At 37.9% G+C, this 18,279-nt stretch carries 20 protein-coding genes and 1 riboswitch; of the genes, 17 read left to right on the top strand and 3 right to left on the bottom strand.

Annotated elements, in window-relative coordinates; all coding sequences use genetic code 11:
- Positions 1 to 58: 58 nt before the first annotated feature.
- The 7 genes from X953_RS13560 to X953_RS13530 all read left to right on the top strand — a co-directional run bounded on the left by X953_RS13560 (position 59) and on the right by X953_RS13530 (position 6,549).
- Positions 59 to 1,243 (top strand): MFS transporter, encoded by a 1,185-nt coding sequence (locus X953_RS13560; RefSeq protein ID WP_040957113.1) that lies wholly within the window; start codon positions 59 to 61, stop codon positions 1,241 to 1,243.
- A 14-nt stretch (positions 1,244 to 1,257) separates the two neighbouring features.
- Entirely contained in the window at positions 1,258 to 2,001 is a 744-nt protein-coding gene (locus tag X953_RS13555; RefSeq protein ID WP_040956074.1) for a Cof-type HAD-IIB family hydrolase, read from the top strand.
- A 186-nt stretch (positions 2,002 to 2,187) separates the two neighbouring features.
- On the top strand, positions 2,188 to 2,370 hold the full coding sequence (locus X953_RS13550; protein WP_040956073.1) for a cold-shock protein: 183 nt from the start codon (positions 2,188 to 2,190) through the stop codon (positions 2,368 to 2,370).
- 295 nt (positions 2,371 to 2,665) lie between these two features.
- Positions 2,666 to 4,186: an aldehyde dehydrogenase gene (adh, locus tag X953_RS13545; RefSeq protein ID WP_040956072.1), complete on the top strand. Its 1,521-nt coding sequence runs from the start codon at positions 2,666 to 2,668 to the stop codon at positions 4,184 to 4,186.
- A 168-nt stretch (positions 4,187 to 4,354) separates the two neighbouring features.
- Positions 4,355 to 4,711 carry a DUF779 domain-containing protein gene (locus X953_RS13540; RefSeq protein ID WP_040956071.1) on the top strand — a complete coding sequence of 119 codons (357 nt, stop codon included), beginning with the start codon at positions 4,355 to 4,357 and terminating at the stop codon, positions 4,709 to 4,711.
- 218 nt (positions 4,712 to 4,929) lie between these two features.
- Positions 4,930 to 5,955: an AAA family ATPase gene (locus X953_RS13535; RefSeq protein ID WP_040956070.1), complete on the top strand. Its 1,026-nt coding sequence runs from the start codon at positions 4,930 to 4,932 to the stop codon at positions 5,953 to 5,955.
- Positions 5,956 to 6,117: 162 nt separating this feature from the next.
- Complete coding sequence (locus X953_RS13530) at positions 6,118 to 6,549, top strand: IDEAL domain-containing protein (RefSeq protein ID WP_040956069.1); 432 nt, start codon at positions 6,118 to 6,120, stop codon at positions 6,547 to 6,549.
- A gap of 35 nt (positions 6,550 to 6,584) precedes the next feature.
- Here X953_RS13530 and X953_RS13525 read toward each other — a convergent pair whose 3' ends face one another.
- The 3 genes from X953_RS13525 to X953_RS13515 all read right to left on the bottom strand — a co-directional run bounded on the left by X953_RS13525 (position 6,585) and on the right by X953_RS13515 (position 10,329).
- Positions 6,585 to 8,603 carry a penicillin-binding transpeptidase domain-containing protein gene (locus tag X953_RS13525; RefSeq protein ID WP_040956068.1) on the bottom strand — a complete coding sequence of 673 codons (2,019 nt, stop codon included), beginning with the start codon at positions 8,601 to 8,603 and terminating at the stop codon, positions 6,585 to 6,587.
- Positions 8,604 to 8,705: 102 nt separating this feature from the next.
- Positions 8,706 to 9,650, bottom strand: coding sequence for an LCP family protein (locus X953_RS13520; protein WP_084715693.1), 945 nt, complete (start codon positions 9,648 to 9,650; stop codon positions 8,706 to 8,708).
- Between the two features lie 91 nt (positions 9,651 to 9,741).
- Positions 9,742 to 10,329: a class D sortase gene (locus tag X953_RS13515; protein ID WP_040956067.1), complete on the bottom strand. Its 588-nt coding sequence runs from the start codon at positions 10,327 to 10,329 to the stop codon at positions 9,742 to 9,744.
- 444 nt (positions 10,330 to 10,773) lie between these two features.
- Between X953_RS13515 and X953_RS13510 the strand changes: the two genes are divergently transcribed.
- The 10 genes from X953_RS13510 (at position 10,774) to nagE (ending at position 18,212) form a co-directional block, all read left to right on the top strand.
- Entirely contained in the window at positions 10,774 to 11,352 is a 579-nt protein-coding gene (locus tag X953_RS13510) for a TasA family protein (RefSeq protein ID WP_040956066.1), read from the top strand.
- A gap of 67 nt (positions 11,353 to 11,419) precedes the next feature.
- On the top strand, positions 11,420 to 11,992 hold the full coding sequence (locus X953_RS13505) for a TasA family protein (protein WP_040956065.1): 573 nt from the start codon (positions 11,420 to 11,422) through the stop codon (positions 11,990 to 11,992).
- A 116-nt stretch (positions 11,993 to 12,108) separates the two neighbouring features.
- On the top strand, positions 12,109 to 12,975 hold the full coding sequence (gene tapA / locus X953_RS13500) for an amyloid fiber anchoring/assembly protein TapA (RefSeq protein ID WP_040956064.1): 867 nt from the start codon (positions 12,109 to 12,111) through the stop codon (positions 12,973 to 12,975).
- Positions 12,972 to 13,544 (top strand): signal peptidase I SipW, encoded by a 573-nt coding sequence (gene sipW / locus X953_RS13495; protein ID WP_040956063.1) that lies wholly within the window; start codon positions 12,972 to 12,974, stop codon positions 13,542 to 13,544. The genes tapA and sipW overlap by 4 nt, the downstream gene beginning before the upstream one ends.
- Positions 13,545 to 13,574: 30 nt before the next feature.
- Positions 13,575 to 14,222, top strand: a complete 648-nt coding sequence (locus X953_RS13490; protein ID WP_052350130.1) for an LPXTG cell wall anchor domain-containing protein — start codon at positions 13,575 to 13,577, stop codon at positions 14,220 to 14,222.
- Positions 14,223 to 14,370: 148 nt separating this feature from the next.
- Positions 14,371 to 14,457, top strand: a riboswitch (cyclic di-GMP riboswitch).
- A gap of 22 nt (positions 14,458 to 14,479) precedes the next feature.
- Positions 14,480 to 14,605, top strand: coding sequence for an anti-repressor SinI family protein (locus X953_RS19585; protein WP_084715691.1), 126 nt, complete (start codon positions 14,480 to 14,482; stop codon positions 14,603 to 14,605).
- A gap of 79 nt (positions 14,606 to 14,684) precedes the next feature.
- A complete protein-coding gene (locus X953_RS13485; protein WP_040956062.1) occupies positions 14,685 to 15,014 on the top strand; it encodes a helix-turn-helix domain-containing protein in 330 nt (109 codons plus the stop codon).
- 346 nt (positions 15,015 to 15,360) lie between these two features.
- Positions 15,361 to 15,858, top strand: coding sequence for a VanZ family protein (locus tag X953_RS13480; protein ID WP_040956061.1), 498 nt, complete (start codon positions 15,361 to 15,363; stop codon positions 15,856 to 15,858).
- A gap of 142 nt (positions 15,859 to 16,000) precedes the next feature.
- Positions 16,001 to 16,165 carry a hypothetical protein gene (locus tag X953_RS19845; RefSeq protein ID WP_156958491.1) on the top strand — a complete coding sequence of 55 codons (165 nt, stop codon included), beginning with the start codon at positions 16,001 to 16,003 and terminating at the stop codon, positions 16,163 to 16,165.
- Between the two features lie 112 nt (positions 16,166 to 16,277).
- On the top strand, positions 16,278 to 18,212 hold the full coding sequence (gene nagE, locus X953_RS13475) for an N-acetylglucosamine-specific PTS transporter subunit IIBC (RefSeq protein WP_040956060.1): 1,935 nt from the start codon (positions 16,278 to 16,280) through the stop codon (positions 18,210 to 18,212).
- Positions 18,213 to 18,279 lie beyond the last annotated feature (67 nt).

The raw sequence follows: 18,279 nt of genomic DNA, 5'->3' as shown, positions 1-18,279 counted from the left end.
TCACTCGAAATATATTAGAATATCTTAGATACTAACAGGAGAATGCGAGATGATGAGGATGCCAAAGTATATTTGGCTATTAGTAATAGCAACAACAATTAATGTCACTGGCGGGTCTTTTTTATGGCCATTAAATACAATCTATATGCATAATGAACTTGGAAAAAGCCTTGCGCTTGCAGGGCTGATTTTAATGTTTAACCAAGGGGCAGCTATTGTAGGCAATTTGATTGGAGGAGCTCTTTTTGATCGATTTAGCGCCTATAAGACCATTCTATATGGGACAGGCTTGGCAATGGCAGCAACAATTGTTTTAGTATTTACACATAATGTAATCACTGCCTATGCGATTTTACTTGTGATTATTGGTTTTGGAAATGGAATTACCTGGCCGGTCATGTTTGCCATGGCAGGGTCACTCTGGCCTGAGGGCGGACGCCGTTCTTTCAATGCAATTTATGTTGCTCAAAACCTTGGGGTTGCCTTAGGTGCTACCATTGGAGGATATGTTGCCAGTATATCGTTTGATTATATATTTATCGCTAATGCATCTTTGTTCATTGTGTTCTTTCTCATCGTCCTTTTCACTTTTAAACCTTTGGATAATGAACGTGATAGACAGATGCACACTTCTGTGCTCGAACAGAGTGGGAAAATAAGAGATAAATCAGCATTTGCTGGATTGTTTATACTTTGTGGAGGGTTTTTGATTGCATGGATTTCCTATAGTCAATGGCAATCCACCATTGCTTCACACACCCAGGATATAGGAATTCCATTGGAGCAATACAGTGCACTTTGGGCGATAAATGGTTTTCTAATTGTACTAGGCCAACCGCTGGTTAAATGGGTATCGAACAAAGTTACATCCGAGAAGAAGCATATCTATATTGGAACGGTTATTTTTATAGCTTCGTTTGTTATAGCAATGTTTGCTAAAGATTTTACTATGTTTGCTGTTGCAATGGTTATTTTAACTGTTGGCGAAATGCTTTTTTGGCCAGCAGTACCATCCTTGGCAAATACGCTTGCCCCAAAAGGGAGAGCAGGATTTTATCAAGGTGTGGTAAACAGTGTTGGAGCAGCTGGAAGAATGATTGGTCCTGTATTTGGTGGTTTTATTGTAGATACGTTTAACATTGAATTACTATTTTTTGCTTTACTATTTCTATTGTTCATTCCGTTTATTACTACTCGGTTTTATGATTATAAGGTTAATCAAGAACAACAACAAACGCAATAAAGGAGGAATTTGTTATGGAAAAAATGAAGAAAGAGATTAAGTTAGTCGCATTAGATATGGATGGTACGTTATTAACAAATGAGCATGAAGTAACTGATTATACTAAAAAAGTAATTGAGAAAGCTCTTGATAAAGGGGTTCACGTCGTATTAAGCACGGGCCGGTGGCTGCAATCCTGTTATCCCTATGCTGTTACCTTAAAATTACCTTCCTATCTGGTAACTTCCAACGGAGGAGAAATTTATACAGTTCAGAAAGAGATAATCGAGCAGCATTTATTGGATGCAGATAAAATGGAAAAAATGTGGACACTTGGTAAGGAAATAGGTTTGTCGATGTGGATCGTTTCAACAGAGGGTGTATTCCGTGAAACACCGCCAGGACGCTTCCAGGATTATAAATGGCTGAAATTTGGTTGTGATTCCTATGACAAAGAAAAGCTTGATAAAATGGTTAAGGAGCTTTCATATATCGAAGGTCTTGAATTAACCAACTCATTGCCAACGAATCTAGAAGCAAATCCTAAAGGAGTTAGTAAAGCAAGTGCCCTTGAAACGGTATGTAAGAAGCTTGATTTCACGATGGAAGAGGTTATGGCAGTGGGGGATAGCCTAAATGATATGAAAATGATTCAAGCAGCAGGAATTGGAGTAGCGATGGGGAATGCCCAGGAGGCAATTAAGAAGGCTGCTGATTTTGTAACAGATACAAACAACAATGACGGTGTAGCCAAAGCAATCGAGCGCTTTGTTCTTTAACCCTTTGCCCTATACATCTGAGTATATTTCTTTATTTTTATGTCAATACTTAATCTATGGATGAATATTTCTAAAAACATGTACATAGTATGTTAAGGTTGGGTTCAATAAGGAAGTATTTTATAGCCCTTCCTTTGTTGGTAATAAAGGCGTATAATAGAGGGGTATAGGAAAGGAGATGCTACGATGTCATTTTCTCGTGGACCAAAAGAGCCAGTACCAGAGGTGGAGACTAACGTCTGGTCATGTACTAGTGAGGAATGCCAAGGTTGGATGAGAGAATCTTACAGTTTCAGTGAGGAGCCTGAATGCCCACTTTGTCACTCGACAATGGAGCAGGAAGTACGCGTTCTTCCAGAAGTTAAGTAAGCAAAGTTTAGTATCTCTGCAATAAGACGGAGCTATATTAGTTGATATTATTAATTACTATATATTTCAAGTGTTGGCGGTGGATTTCCTTCCATCGTCTTTCTATAGCTTCGTTTCAAGGAAAACCCTGGAGATCTTCTGCCAGGGTTTTTCATTTTGCAAAAAGAATCTAATACAATTGAAACTACCAAGCAGATAATTGGAATAATTCAGAATAAATAAGTATACTAATTAATAGACAAACAGCTTTAGTTCTTCATCATTATGTAAACGATTACAATAGAGGAGGAATTCTATGAGGTATGCAAATCCGAATACAGAAGGATCTCTAGTAAATTTCAAAGAAAGGTATGATAACTTCATTGGTGGAGAGTACCGTGAGCCAACTAACGGGAAGTACTTTGAGAACGTTAGTCCTGTAACAGGAGAGGTATTTTGCGAGGTTGCTAGATCAACGAAAGCTGACGTAGAAGCAGCCATTGATGCTGCATACGAAGCAAAAGATGCTTGGGCAAACACTTCCGTGGCAGAGCGTGCTAACATCTTAAATAAAATAGCAGATCGTATGGAAGAAAACCTGGAAAAACTGGCAGTTGCAGAAACGTGGGACAATGGCAAAGCCGTAAGAGAAACACTTGCAGCAGATATCCCTTTAGCCGTTGATCATTATCGTTATTTTGCCGGAGCAATTCGGGCACAAGAGGGCGGTATCAGTCAAATTGACCAAGATACGGTTGCTTATCATTTCCATGAGCCTCTTGGCGTTGTGGGGCAAATTATTCCGTGGAACTTCCCATTGCTAATGGCCACATGGAAACTGGCACCTGCCTTGGCTGCAGGAAACTGTGTTGTTTTAAAACCGGCTGAACAGACACCAGCATCCATCCATGTACTCATGGAAATTATTCAGGATTTGCTACCTCCGGGAGTAGTTAATATTGTTAATGGCTTTGGCGTAGAAGCTGGTAAGCCTCTTGCTTCCAATAGTCGAATCTCTAAAATAGCATTTACTGGCGAAACAACTACCGGACGCTTAATTATGCAATATGCTTCTGAAAACATTATTCCTGTTACATTGGAACTTGGTGGTAAATCACCAAATATATTCTTTGAAGATGTAATGGACCATGATGATGGATTTCTGGACAAGGCAATCGAGGGGATGGTTATGTTCGCTCTCAACCAAGGTGAAGTGTGTACATGTCCATCAAGAGCGTTAGTTCATGAGTCCATCTATGATAAATTTATGGAACGAGCGGTTGAAAGGGTAAAGCAAATTAAAATCGGTCATCCATTGGATACAGATACCATGATGGGAGCACAAGCATCCGAAGAACAAATGGAGAAGATTAAATCATATCTGGATATTGGTAAGGAAGAAAACGCAGAGGTCTTAGTTGGGGGTAATGTGAATAAACTGGAAGGAGAACTGGAAAGCGGATATTACGTGGAACCAACCATTTTTAAAGGGGAAAATAACATGCGTATTTTCCAAGAAGAAATCTTTGGACCTGTTCTTTCCGTAACTACATTTAAAAGCAAGGAAGAGGCAATGGAAATTGCCAATGACACATTGTATGGATTGGGTGCGGGTGTTTGGACAAGAAATATAAATACAGCATACCGCTTTGGGCGGGGAATCGAAGCAGGGCGCGTATGGACAAATTGTTATCACCAGTATCCAGCACATGCCGCATTTGGCGGTTATAAAAAATCTGGTATTGGCAGAGAGAATCACCGCATGATGCTTGACCATTATCAGCAAACAAAAAATCTTCTGATCAGCTACAGTGAAGGGGCAGCAGGTCTATTTTAAAAGAAATTTTTGTTTGAGACTTGGTTAAAAAGGAAAAGAGCTAATTTTTATATTAGCTCTTTTTCTGCACCAACAACCTATTTAACCAATGTCTCTCTGTTAGCAAATAAACTTTTTTACCTGCACGTATAAGGACTGATGACAGTTAGTATTAGGAGGTGAGTGGCTATGGTAGAAAGGGTAATCGCAACGGAAGAAGCGATCGAATTGATTAATAGTTTAAAAGAGATTCACGGTGATTTAATGTTTCACCAATCTGGTGGCTGTTGTGATGGCAGCTCACCAATGTGTTATCAACGAGGAGAATTCCGTGTAGGTGAATCTGATTTGTTATTAGGTGAAATTGCAGATACACCTTTTTATATCTCAAAAGATCAGTATAATTACTGGAAGCACACTCAATTGATTATTGATGCTGTTAAGGGCCGTGGAGGAATGTTCTCTCTTGAAGGGCCTGAGGGGAAACGTTTCTTAACACGATCACGTGTCTTTACAGAGGAAGAAAGGAAGGAAATAGCTGGATAACATAAGGCTGAAACAAAGAAAAATAAGCTTGTTCTAAATAGGATCACCATAAGAAAAAATCCGAACTAGGATTCAATGTTAGTTGATCCAGTTCGGATTTTCGTTAACTACATTCATTTGCTATAGTCACATCCATGGAATCCAAATTCAATTAGCATAATTCACCAGTATTGCAGAATATACATAATATAGAAGAAACATATAAAGGGTGTGTTTAATTGAATAAAAAATACTATTATGTTTCGGGAAATACAGCCAAAGGGCTCGTTAATCATCTTAAGTCAAATACGGAAGATATAAATCAAATTGTTATTCTAAGACACCCGTCACTTACGTTGAAAACAATGGTCATAAACGAGTTTATAAAACAACAGCATAAGCATAACTGCGAGATTTTTCTCAGTGCCTTTGGTAAGGAATTTTTGGATGGAGTAATTGTGAGAGATAAGTCGTTTGCCATAGTGAGTGACCATATTGCTTCAGGGGTTACTGGTGCATTCGAATTGGACTTAAATTTATTTATTAAAGGTGAACCAAGCACGACAGCTTCCAAAGCACATATTCATCAGCTTCAAGAAGCACATCAATCATTTCAAACAGGACTTTCCGTACATGATGATCTTGAAGAGGTATACATTAATGAGATGGATTTTGAGAAGGCAAATCAGCTTACAAATGATTTTATTAACATGAAGCTAAAAGAGTTCCCAAAGATAAAGCGGAAAGCCGGTAGACGTACCAGACTTTTTGGCACGAATACAAAGGATGGAGTTGTAAATGTAGTACCTCACTTACTTGAACAGGTCTCCAATGCTTACTTTATAAAGGGGAGAGCAGGTACTGGAAAGTCTACGTTAATGAAGAAAGTTGCTAGTGCGTGTGAGGAACATGGTTACGATGTAGAGCTTTATTACTGTAGTTTTGATCCCAATAGTGTAGATATGGTGTTTGTACCTGAAATGGATTTTTGTATATTTGACAGTACAGATCCTCATGAATTCTTTCCAAATAGAGAAGGCGATAAAATAATTGATATGTATGAGAAATTAATCACTCCAGGGACAGATGAAACACATGCTGCTCGTATACAAAAACTAAATAACAGATATAAATCCTATATGAAGAAAGGAATAGAGGAACTAAAAATAGCTGGTGAAGCGATGGAGAAGGAGGAACAGAAATATACTTTTACCAAAGCAGAGGTACAAGAAATAAATGATTTCATCATAAATATGATTCAATAATAAAGGATGTGGGCAGCTTGAAGGGATACTTAAGCTGCCCTTTTTTAGAATATGAGATTGAAATAGTCTTGTTAAAAAGTAAAATTTATAGTAAAATAAATTAACAGAAAATTTAGATAAGATATTTTCTGTACATTATGGTTTTAATGGAGGTGGACGAAAATGATTGTGAAGATGCTTAAGCCTTATTATATTAAAGCAGAAACAAACCATGTACGCATCGTGCTTGCATACCAATATTTTTCTGTAATTATCGATAATAAGGTTTATCAGTTTGTACCAATTGAATCAAAAGAAATTCGCATCCACCGTAAAACAAAAAAAATAGAGAACATTCACGATACTTTTGCTTTCCAACGAGGTAAAGATGTAATCTTTCGTAAAATGACTGATCTTGTAGCTATTCCTGAGTTTGTATATCAATTAAATTCTTTAGCAGATCCATACTTTAATAAATCCCCGAAAACGAATAGAATGAAAGAGAGCGATACCATTATTGAACAGTTGGAGAAGCTTAATCTTTCCAGATTGATCGACAAAGCACTGGACGCTAGAGACCAAAAATCATTTTATGAGTTGGTAAAATGGCTATAAAAAGGCACTTCCTTTTACTGGAAGTGCCTTTTGTTTTATTTTATATTATTTAAAGCTTCGATAACCTTTTTAGTGGTATAGCCACTGCCACCACGGTCCTGTGTCTGCTGTATCATCATAGCTATTAAAATATCAGGAGTTTCCGTAGGATAGCCAACAAACCAACCGTTTTCCTCACCGCCGCCTTCATTGGTAAGCTTTAGCTCTGCAGTACCAGTCTTACCTGAAACAGGGAATTCAGCGCTTTTTGCGTATTTTGAGGCAGTACCTTTTTCTACAACTTTGCGTAAAGCCTCTTGAATGTGGGTTGCCTGGTCTTTTGTAATTAAATCTTTTTTCCAAACCTGGCCTTTCTCTTCACTAGTAAGTAATGTTGGTTTAAGCATGGCACCATCATTTAGAAAAGTAGTATAAGCTGTTGCAAGGTGAAGGGCGCTCATTTCCAACTCGCCTTGCCCATAGCTTGAATTGGCTAAAAGAACTTCATCCTCCAGTTTTCCACTTGAAGATATCGTGGAGGCTGCAATCGGATATTCATATGGCATTTTCTCACCAAGGCCAAATTGCTTCAAGCCACTAACATATGCTTCACTACCCATTTCTACTGCCTTCATAGCAAAGAAGATGTTATCTGAACGTACGAGTGCATCTGTAAGATCAACAGGCCCATTGGATTCTGAAACACGGTGGACTTGATAATCTCCCCAGCCTTCTCCATTACTCCAATCCAATCCTTCTATTTTAATACCTTCACCAGGCTTAATTGTTCCATTATCTAACCCGATTGCACCAGTAATTGGCTTAATTACAGAGCCAGGTGCAAATGTAGCAGAGAATCGGTTAAGCAACGGTTTTTTTTCATCCTCTTGCAGATTTTTCCACAAGGAGTTACTGGTTCCATAGAGTATATCATTAGGGTCAAAAGATGGACTGCTTACCAGTGCAAGTGTTTCACCTGTTTTTGGGTTAATCGCTGTTGCAGTCCCTGCATCTCCATCAAGGGATTTAAATATTTTCTCTTGTACATTTACATCAATCGTCACCGTAATATTTTCGCCATTTTTTACCGGCTTTTCAGCAAGAATTGTTTCCTCTTCGCCTTCCTCGGTAATGGTTATCTGGGCGCCTTGTTCTCCTCGTAGTTGCTTTTCATATAACTGCTCTAAACCACGTTTACCAATCACATCATTCGGCCCATAAGTCCCAGGTTCCACTTCTTCCAAATCTTCTGCGGTAACTTTGCCTACATAGCCCACGAGGTGAGCAGTTGCTTTTCCAGCTGGATAAACACGCCCAATCACCTCTCTGTTTGTTACACCATTTACCTGAAATAGTTTGTTTAACAATTCTTCCTTCGTTGTAGGCACTTTGGTTAAGGGTACAAATAGATTCGGTTCTACCCAGTTGGCATTTAATGCTGTGTCAATCTCTTCGACCGACATACCTAAGAGGCTGGAAAGCTCTTTTTTTGTCTTGTCAGGATCTGGTCCCATTTTCTCCGGAACGACGCCAATTTCATATATAGGTGCATTAATTGCCAACTGCATTTGGTTTCGATCAAGGATTTCTCCACGCTGTGGAGCAGTAGTATGAAGGTTGACCTCACCACCATCTTTCATTGCTGGAAAGATAAAACCAGGATTCCATTGTACAAACCAATCTTTTTCCTCTTCTTTCTCTTCCTGAACCAGCTTTGCTTCATAATCAAAAGAGATTGGTCCAGCAATACTCTCCATTGTTACTTTAAAAGGTATCGTTGCTTTACCTTCCTTCATGGCCGTATCCAATTTTTCCTCACCCAGTTTATCCATCTCGATTTTCAAATCGGAAATATTCAAGTCGCCATAAATTTTGTCGTACCTGTCAACAAACTTCTCTGGAGAATATGTTTCCTTTGTTTCTGTGGAAAGCATGTCATACATTTCCTCAAACTTTTGTTTATTCCATTGTTTTACATAGGAATCAAAACGTTCATTCGGTGTGACTTCATCATTAGAGCAGGAAATGAGAAGTGTAATAAGCAACATGGATAATAATAAAATAAATTTTTTCATAAGTACCTCCTTCACCACTGTGACCGTAAAGTGGATGTGCTTTTAAAAAGTAAGAAAAGAAAAGTCACAAGGATGATAGGCCCAGGTGACTTTTTCGATTAATTATCTTGCTTCCATATGATTGGTGATCTCTTGTTGAATACGTTCAAATTCGGAATCAGGCACTACATAGTACCAAATTGAATTAATCTTTTGACCACTTCCATCAATCTCAAGTGTTTTAGTTGTTTTACGAACATCTCGATAATTACTGAATAAGTTTTGCATTGTATCCATATCCATATCTGTTTTAACATTTCCGCCAAGGATTTCAAGTATCTCGCCCACTTTAGTTATGCTTGAAAAGTTGGCTGCTTTATTCATGGCGGCTGTAATTACATTACGTTGTCTTTCGTTTCGCCCAAGGTCTCCGCGTGGATCGTTCTTACGCATACGGATATATTTCAGAGCTTCTTCTCCATTTAATTGGAGAGTCCCCTTTGTAAAATGCTCTCCACCTTGAGAAAATTCCTGGTTATTATTCACTGTAATTCCACCTATAGCATCAATCCCTTGTTGGAAGCCTTCCATATTTACTTTGGCATAATAATGGACCGGCAGATCAAACGCTTCTTCAACTGTTTGGATAGACAGTTCTACATCACCAAATGCATATGCATGATTGATCTTATCCATACCACGACCTGGAATATTTACATAGGTGTCTCTTGGTATGCTAAACATCATCATCGAATTCGTTTTAGGATTCAAGGACAATAAAATCATGGTATCCGAGCGCCCCTTATCACCTTCACGTTCATCCACTCCAAGTAGCAGGATATTAAGTGATTTTTTGTTTTTTAAAATGGAGTCAAGCTCTTTTTGCCGATCCGGATCATTATCCCTGGCAAGAGGTGTATGCATCGTCTCTACAGTATCCCCTAGCTTGTCCCATACATAATATGCAAATCCTCCACCTATTAAGAGAAAGACTAGGATAATACCGCCAACCCAGAAGGGCCATTTTCGTTTCTTCTTACCTTTTCTTTTATCTAATCGTGATTCCACATTCATTCTCCTTTGAGCAATATATGCAGTTTATAGCAAGTGTCAAAAATTAAAACTACTTCTAAATTATAACGAAAAACATCTTAAGCGTCTATTTATTCTGAACTTTAGTTGGAGTTGCTGTAATGATGTAACGATCAGGAGCATTTCCAATATAGGAAAACGGGTAACAGGTTGTCACAGTTAGGATTTCATTAGGTGCAGTAGAAGCAATAACAGATAAATCATCTGCCGGAACAACTTTTGTATCCACGATTTCATAGGAAAAGTCTCCATAGGGCAGCTTTACCGTTAAAATGTCACCAATCTGCAATTCCCCCATACGGCGAAAGACAGTATCCCGATGTCCTGATAAGACGATTTGGTCGTTCTGCTGTGGATATGCTGTGCCACTGTAATGGCCCACACCTTTTTCTAAATCATCTTCGTCTGTTCCTTCCACAATTGGTAAGTCTGCCTCTAGTTTCGGGATATGTAAAATTCCTGATGTTTCACCATTCTGTGGGGAAAAACTAGTTCCAGATGACTGCTTTGCAGAAGTGGCATGAGATTCGTCAAGTAACTTCTCCGCCTCTGCCAAGGATTCTTTTTGGGCATGGGTTGTTTGATACCATTGATAGCCCCCATAGCTTAAGAAAACTATTCCACAGATCACTAAGAGTAAAGCAAGCTTTTTCATAGGACAAATCTCCTTACACCATTTCTCTTAGTATATAAGATTTACTATAGTTATGGAAGGAGTTACCTCTGTTATTTAAGTGTTTTCTTTGTTCTTTAATAAGAATTAATAAATCAAAAAACTAAGTATATGTGCGTAAGTGTTAGAAAATAAGAGTATTTTGTTTGTTATATAGAATATTTGACCGTTTTTGGGATTTTTCAATCTGTGATAAATGTCCTATACTTCAGTTAGACGTTCTTTAAAAAGAACAAAATAACAGTCATAAAGAACGGGCGAGTTACATAAGAAAGGAGGATATTCGCTGTAGAGTGCAAAAGTGGAAATCGTTTTGTTAATTGGCTGTGACTCATGCAGAAAGTGCTTGCTTACAACAGCGAGAAGCTTTTATCCAATCTATTTATCTGTAAGAAAATAATATTAAAAATTTGGAGGAATGTAAAAATGAGTATTAAGAAAAAGTTAGGTATGGGAATCGCAACAGCAGTATTGGGAGTAGGACTTATTGGTGGAGGAACATTTGCTTATTTTAGTGATCAGGAAGTATCTGCAAATACATTTGCAACTGGCACATTGGACTTAGCATTAGATCCTTCAGAAATTATTAGTGTTAATAACTTAAAACCGGGTGATTGGATGAATCGGACATTCAAATTGGAAAATAACGGAAGTCTTGATATATCTAAGGTAGAATTAACAACAGATTATGACAATGAAGAACTCGCAAAACATATTAGAGTTAATTTCTTACAAAATATTGATAAAAGTGGAATTATACAACCAAATGATATTATCTATTCCACATATTTAAACGATTTAAAAGGAACTGCGCCTGATGCTGTTCAAAAGAAAATATGGTCATTTTTCGGCGAGAAGAGTGGTTTGAAAGCAGGAACAACGGATAATTTCTATGTACAGTTTGAATTTGTTGATAATGGTGAAGATCAAAATACTCTACAGGAACAAACTTTAAACCTCGAATGGACATTTGATGCCAAGCAAACAGATGGTGAAAGAAGATAAGTACAGGTAAAGGGAGAAGTAATTCTCCCTTCTTTCCTTTACATAATTATAAAGGAGGTTCATTTCTATGAATCTAAAAAACAGCATACTAACAGCAGTCGCGACGGCTACAATTGGACTGTGCTTAATCGGTAGTGGCACCTATGCCTATTTTAATGATACAGAAGAGACAAATAACACATTTGCTGTGGGAGTACTCGATCTGGGGATTGATAAAAAATCTATTATTAAGGTGGAAAAAATCATTCCGGGACAACAGGAGGAAGGTAAATTTCAGCTTAAAAATGATGGAAATGTGGATATAAAGAATGTGAGATTAATCTCTGAGTATAAGGTAAATGATTACGGATTATCAAATGGTGGAGATGATCTTGGTGAGCATATTAAGGTCCAGTTTAAACAGAATGGTAAGCCAGTATTTGATAAGCCGAAAAGTTTAGCTGAGTTACAGGCTAAAGGAGCAAAGGGTGAAGAAATATTAGGTGAATTCGTAGCAGACTCCCCCCCAAAAGACTTTACTGTGGAAATGGAATTTGTCAACAATGGACAAAACCAAAACCATTTTCAAAAAGACATATTAAATCTCACATGGAAATTTGAAGCAATCCAACGTGACGGTAATGGAGAAGTAGTGAAATAAAGGAAGGAGGATCCTTTCTCCTTCTGAGTTTATTTATATTCACAAGCCTGTAATGCACTAATTTCCGGTTTGTGAATGCATGTAAATTCTTTTTTTAAAAAAAGGTGGAGATGAACTTGCGGTATAGCCGGTTGAAAAAGTTTAAAACAAAAAATAAAACATTTTTGCTAACAGTCAAAATTGCGCTGGCATGGTATTTGATTTTGTTGTCTGCTTCCTACCTGACCGGGGGGACTTCAGCGCATTTTACCGACACGATTAATACCGAAAATCTGCTTTCCGTGGGGACATGGGAAATAGAAGAAACTGATGAGCCCGAAGAAGCAATAGATGAAAGCAGATTAAAATTTACAGACAAGAAGACGCAACGGATAAAAGCGTGTGGGGATAAGTTATTAAAGGTTAACCTGAAAAATAGTGGAAAAAGTGACATGGAACATGATAGCAGGTATGAGGTCTATTATGGAAAAAAAGGTAACCCAAAGAATCAGGGTGAGAAACTAAAGTTAGCTGAAAACGAAGGGAAAATTAAAGCGCTCAAAAAAGAAGAAAGCATCACATTAACCTATGAAGCAGACAAACCAGGAGTTTATGTTTTTGTGGCTTATCAGACGAACGCGCATATGGAAAAGGATACCGTAGAGAGCGTTAAAATTATCGTTACCTGCAAGACAGAAAAGGATAAGAAAACAGAGCCAGTAGAGAAAGAAAATGAACCACCAGTTGAACCAGAAGAAACAGACCAACCCAAAAAACAGGTGACGAATGAAAATGCGAAAGAAAAGCAACCTGAAAAAGCTCAGCAGGAGAACCCGGAACCTACCAAAGAAGAAAAAACTGAAAAACCTCCAGAACCAATAAAGGAAGAAAAGGTAAAAGTAGAGAAAGAGGAACCAAATCCGAAAAAACAAACGAAGCAGGAAGAAGAAAAAGTAACCAAACAAGAAGAAGTGAAATCAGATCAGGAGGATGAAAAGCAATGAAAAAACGAATGGTAATGAAATGGGTAAATAGACTGGTATCTACCATTTTGATGGTACTTCTAATTACAGTAGCAGGGGTAGTTATCTTCAGCAAACTTAACGGCGGAGAACCACAGGTATTTGGTTATCAACTGAAAACAGTGCTGTCAGGTTCTATGGAGCCCGGTATTCAGACAGGATCAATTATCGCGGTGAAGCCAACGGATGATGGAAGCAAATTCAAAAAAGATGATGTTATTACTTTTATGGCTGATAAAGACATCATGATTACACACAGAATTGCAGAGGTTATCAAAACGGAAAATGGTGTCATGTATACAACGAAAGGTGATAACAACAATGCAGCAGATTCGGAACCGGTACTTGCTGAAAATGTTGTTGCCAGCTATGACGGCTTCACGATTCCATATGTAGGCTATGTTATTGATTTTTCCCAATCTCCAAAGGGGAGTATTGTATTTTTAATATTACCAGGTATTCTCATGCTTGGGTACTCTGCATTTACCATATGGCGGGCACTCGGCCAGTTGGAGGATAAGAATAAATCTGGAACAGCCGAGGCAAAGTAGCCTCCGCTGTTCTCTATAAGGAAGATGCTTATGATGCTCAAGAAATTGGTTGTTATTCTATTTTGTATCTTGACCTTAGTTATAGTAATGGGGAGTAAATCCGTCGTAGCAGAGGAGGAGGGAAGGGAGATAGCCATTGACGTTTTACCTGGTGATATTCTATTTAATGTTCATAATATGAAGCCAGGAGACTGGGCACCACGAACAATTACCGTTCAGAACAATGGAACAAAGGATTTTACCTATCAAATGTCTTTACGTAATGATGGGGAGGAGAAGCTGTTCAATGAATTACTGTTGGAAATCAATGACAGTAAAACTGTTTTATATGAAGGCAAACTGGCAGACTTCACTAAGCTTTCCCCCAGAAACCTTAGTACTTCAAAGCAAGAGAAATTGGATCTAACAGTTATTTTCCCGGAGTATCTAGGAAATGAATTTCAAGGACTTGATGCTGAGTTTTCTATATTGTTCACCGCGGAAGGCAAAAAGAGCCAGTTAGCTGAAGTTAGTGTGGATGGAATGATTGGCAGTGGGGATTCGCAGACACAGTCCTTCCTTCCCAATACAGCAACAGGCATTTTTAACCTATTACTAGTTGGTGCTGTTCTTTTGATAAGTGGGTTATTTATCCTATTGTACAAAAAATGGAGAAAGATTATTAGTAATCAAAGTTAAAAAACTGCTAAAGGTGAACGGACCAATCGTTTCAACCGAACTCGACAAGATGTTTACTTCCATTTAACAAAACTAGTTTTATTTTGACAAAACAAGCTATGTAATAATAACAGGGTATATAGTATGATAGTCATAGAAAATAAGTTTCCTCAGAAAAAGGCAAACTCATCTGAAAAGAGAGGACGCAAAGCCACAGATCTAAGGTGTTAAGAGCTAAGATGGCTGGGCTATCTGGAAAAATAATGGGGGACGGTTAAATGACAAGTAAAGTAGAAATTACCACAGTTGATAAAGAATGGCTTGAATTAATAAAAGAAGCCAAAACTCTGGGGATTCCAATGAAGGAAATTAAGTTGTTTTTGTCAGGGAACAAAAAAGGTTGAAAAATGGATTTATTTTGTGCTTTATATAGAACCACTCACCTTTTATATGATATAATTCTCCTTGAAAGAAGGTGAGAACTTGATCGGTGATAAAATCAAACAAATCCGCAAAGATAAAAAAATGTCCCTATCAGAACTTGCTGAGAAAGCAGGGGTTGCTAAGTCCTACCTTAGCTCAATTGAACGTAATATACAGACAAATCCATCGATCCAGTTTATTGAAAAAGTTAGCGTTGTTTTAGATGTTTCGGTAAACGAATTGATCCGTGAGAAGCAATCCGCTGATATAGAAGAATTAGATGATGAATGGCTTGAGATTGTACAGGAAGCCATGGAATCCGGAGTAACGAAAGAACAATTTAAAGAATACTTAGAGTTTAATAAATGGCGTAGTAAACAGGAAAAATAACAATTAATAGTGTAGAACAAACCGTTTAGCCAAATAGCTGACGGTTTTTTATGTGACCTTTTATCATAGGTAAGGTAATTAGAAATGAAAGTAAAGTCTGAGCATGTTCGTTCGTTACAAACGTATTAATTCACACATTGCTTGAAGGATTTCTGCTATATTTAATTTAAATGCATTTAATTTTTTTCGGTTCTACTGCACCGTTAGGGTAGAATCATTCTTTCTTAGAGATCAAGTGTTAAATACGCAGCCTTTAGGTGAGCCTAAGAATAAAAAATTTCTAGGTTTCATTTTTATAATTGAGTGAAAAAGAATATGGAAGCGATCAGAACAGGAGTTATTCTTAATGAAGAAATATATATACTGGCTTTTGCCAATTGGCTGGATGGGTATCATTTTCTATTCCTCCCATCAGCCATATGAAAAACAGGATATAAAACCATTCTTATCCGATACATTTAATCTATCTTTTCTTGAACCTCTGTTTGGTTGGATTGCTTTTAACTACCACCACTCTGTAGTAAGTATTGAAACAAGGGGTGTCAATGGATTTATTGAGTTTTTTCTACGCAAAGGAGCTCATGTAACAGTATTTTTTATTTTATGTATTCTTTTCTATCTGGCATGGAGAAAGAGCAGCTCTCTGCCGATTTACCCAGCGGTAATAATCTCCTTTTCACTTACGGTCGCATATGCTATTTTAGATGAATTTCATCAAGGCTTCACCCCGAATAGAACTCCTTATGCTGGTGATGTAATCTTGGATAGTTTTGGTGCTTTTCTGGCCATAGTTGCCATCTTAGGATTAAGAAGAATAAGGCGTCGTCGGACTGACAGAAAATGAGTAGTTATGACGAATATGTTAAATGTAAACAATATTATTGAAAAAAGTATAAAAGACGCCAAATTTCGACAACACTTCCTACGATTTTATGGTATAGTTCAAATTAACTAATCAGAAATATTTAATAAAAGGCGGGAATTAAATGGGTGAGCAAGAGAAATATAAACATATGCTTAAAAAGATAATTGATGAGACAGAGAACCATACGATTAAGAATTCAGAGCAGTTAATCCAAATCCTTGTAAGTGAGTTAAAGCATGGATGCTTGGTTGGAGAGCAAATGCAACAACAGACAGCAATTAAATAAACACGATATAACTACATCTTCTGTTAGGAGTATGTAGTTTTTTTATGGATTTTAGGGTAATGATAAGTTATAGTGGTGTTTTGATACTTATTTTTGAAAGGAAGAGAAAATATTGCTTGGTTATTTACAACGTCTCGGTAAATCTTTAATGTTGCCGATTGCTATGTTACCTGCAGCTGCGCTTCTTGTGCGTCTGGGCGCAGAGGATATTTTTGACATCCCATTCGTGACTGCAGCAGGGAATGGTATTTTAGAGAATTTAGGACTGATTTTTGCTATTGGGATTGCCATTGGCTTTTCCAAGGATGGGAATGGGGCAGCTGCATTAGCAGGGGCTGTCGGTTTTCTTGTTTTAGAAGGTGGATACACTGCTATCAATAAGGAACTGGATCTGGGAGTGTTAGCAGGTATTATTGCTGGTATAACTGCAGGACATCTGTACAACCGGTTCAGCGGGATCCAATTACCGGATTTCCTTGCCTTTTTTGGAGGAAAACGGTTTGTGCCGATAATTACATCAGTAACCATGGTTATTATTTCTGGTATCGTCGGACTGGTTTGGGGACCGGTTCAGGACGGAATTAATGGTTTAGGCGACTTATTTATAAATGGAGGAGCCGCTGGAGTAGGAGCTTATGGCTTCTTTAACCGTCTTCTAATACCAGTAGGCCTTCACCATGTGATCAATACCTTGATTTGGTTTGATTTCGGTACATTCACTGATGCAGCAGGTAATGTTTGGAAAGGAGATATCAACCGTTTTCTCAATGGGGATCCAACAGCAGGTCACTTTACCGCTGGTTTCTTCCCTGTAATGATGTTTGGTTTACCAGCAGCTTGTTTAGCTATGTATGTAACTGCGAAAAAACATCGTAAAGCAGCGGTTGGTGGTTTCTTAGCAAGTATTGGCTTAACTGCATTCTTAACAGGGATTACAGAGCCAATTGAATATTCCTTTATGTTTTTATCTCCTGTTCTTTATGGTGTACATGCTTTGCTGACGGGATTATCAATGATGGTTGCTTACTGGTTGGATATTCGTCACGGGTTTGGCTTTTCAGCAGGAGCCATTGATTTTGTTTTAAACTTTGGGATCGCTCAGCATCCATTACTGTTACTTGCACAGGGAATCATCTTTGGTATTGTATATTTCCTTCTCTTCACACTTCTAATTAAGAAGCTGAACTTAAAAACACCAGGTCGTGAAGATGAGGATGAGGACTATGTGGAAGAAACAGAACAAACTGGAACTCCAACAAGTGGTAAAGGTGCAAAAGACTATGACCATAAAGCATATCACTATTTAAAAGCACTTGGTGGCCCTGAAAATATTAAATCACTTGATTATTGTGCAACACGGCTTCGTCTGCAAATACATGATATGGTACAAATTAATGAAAAAGAATTAAACCGTCAAGGTGCTCACGGAGTTATGAAGGTAAATCGGACAAACCTTCAAGTGATCGTAGGTACAACGGTAGAGTTTCTTGCAACAGCTATGAAGAAGCGCATGGACACAAATAATATGGAAGCACCTGGGCAGGTTGAAAAGGAACCTGAAAAGGAGTCACAAACAGAACAAGCAAGTACTTCACATGAGGAATTTGCTATGCCTGTGAATGGTAAAGTCATTCCATTGTCAGAAGTACCTGATCAAGTATTCTCCACCAAGATGATGGGGGATGGATTTGCAGTTGATCCAACAGATGGAATTATTACATCTCCAGTCGATGGGGAAATATTAAATGTTTTTCCAACAAAACATGCTGTTGGAATTCGCACAAAATCAGGACTGGAAATTTTAGTTCATATTGGATTGGACACAGTGAAGCTTGAAGGTTCTGGCTTTGATGTTTATGTAAAAGAAGGAGATATGGTGAAACAGGGTGAAACGTTAGTGAAGGCCGATCTGGACTATATTAGTAAGAACGAGTTATCTACCATTACGCCGATTATCCTTACTAATTTACCTGAAAACCAATCTGTCACAATAATACAATCTGGTGATCTTAAAACTGGAACAAAACCTGTTATTGAGATAAAATAAATGGAGTTAAAGGCTGGTGTACCACAGAGAACACCAGCCTTATTATACATATTGAGAGCGTGAAACC

Source organism: Virgibacillus sp. SK37, assembly GCF_000725285.1.
Classification (GTDB): Bacteria; Bacillota; Bacilli; order Bacillales; family Amphibacillaceae; genus Virgibacillus_Q.
The sequence above is the reverse complement of the archived record's forward strand: the minus strand, read 5'-3'. Positions and strand labels throughout refer to the sequence as shown.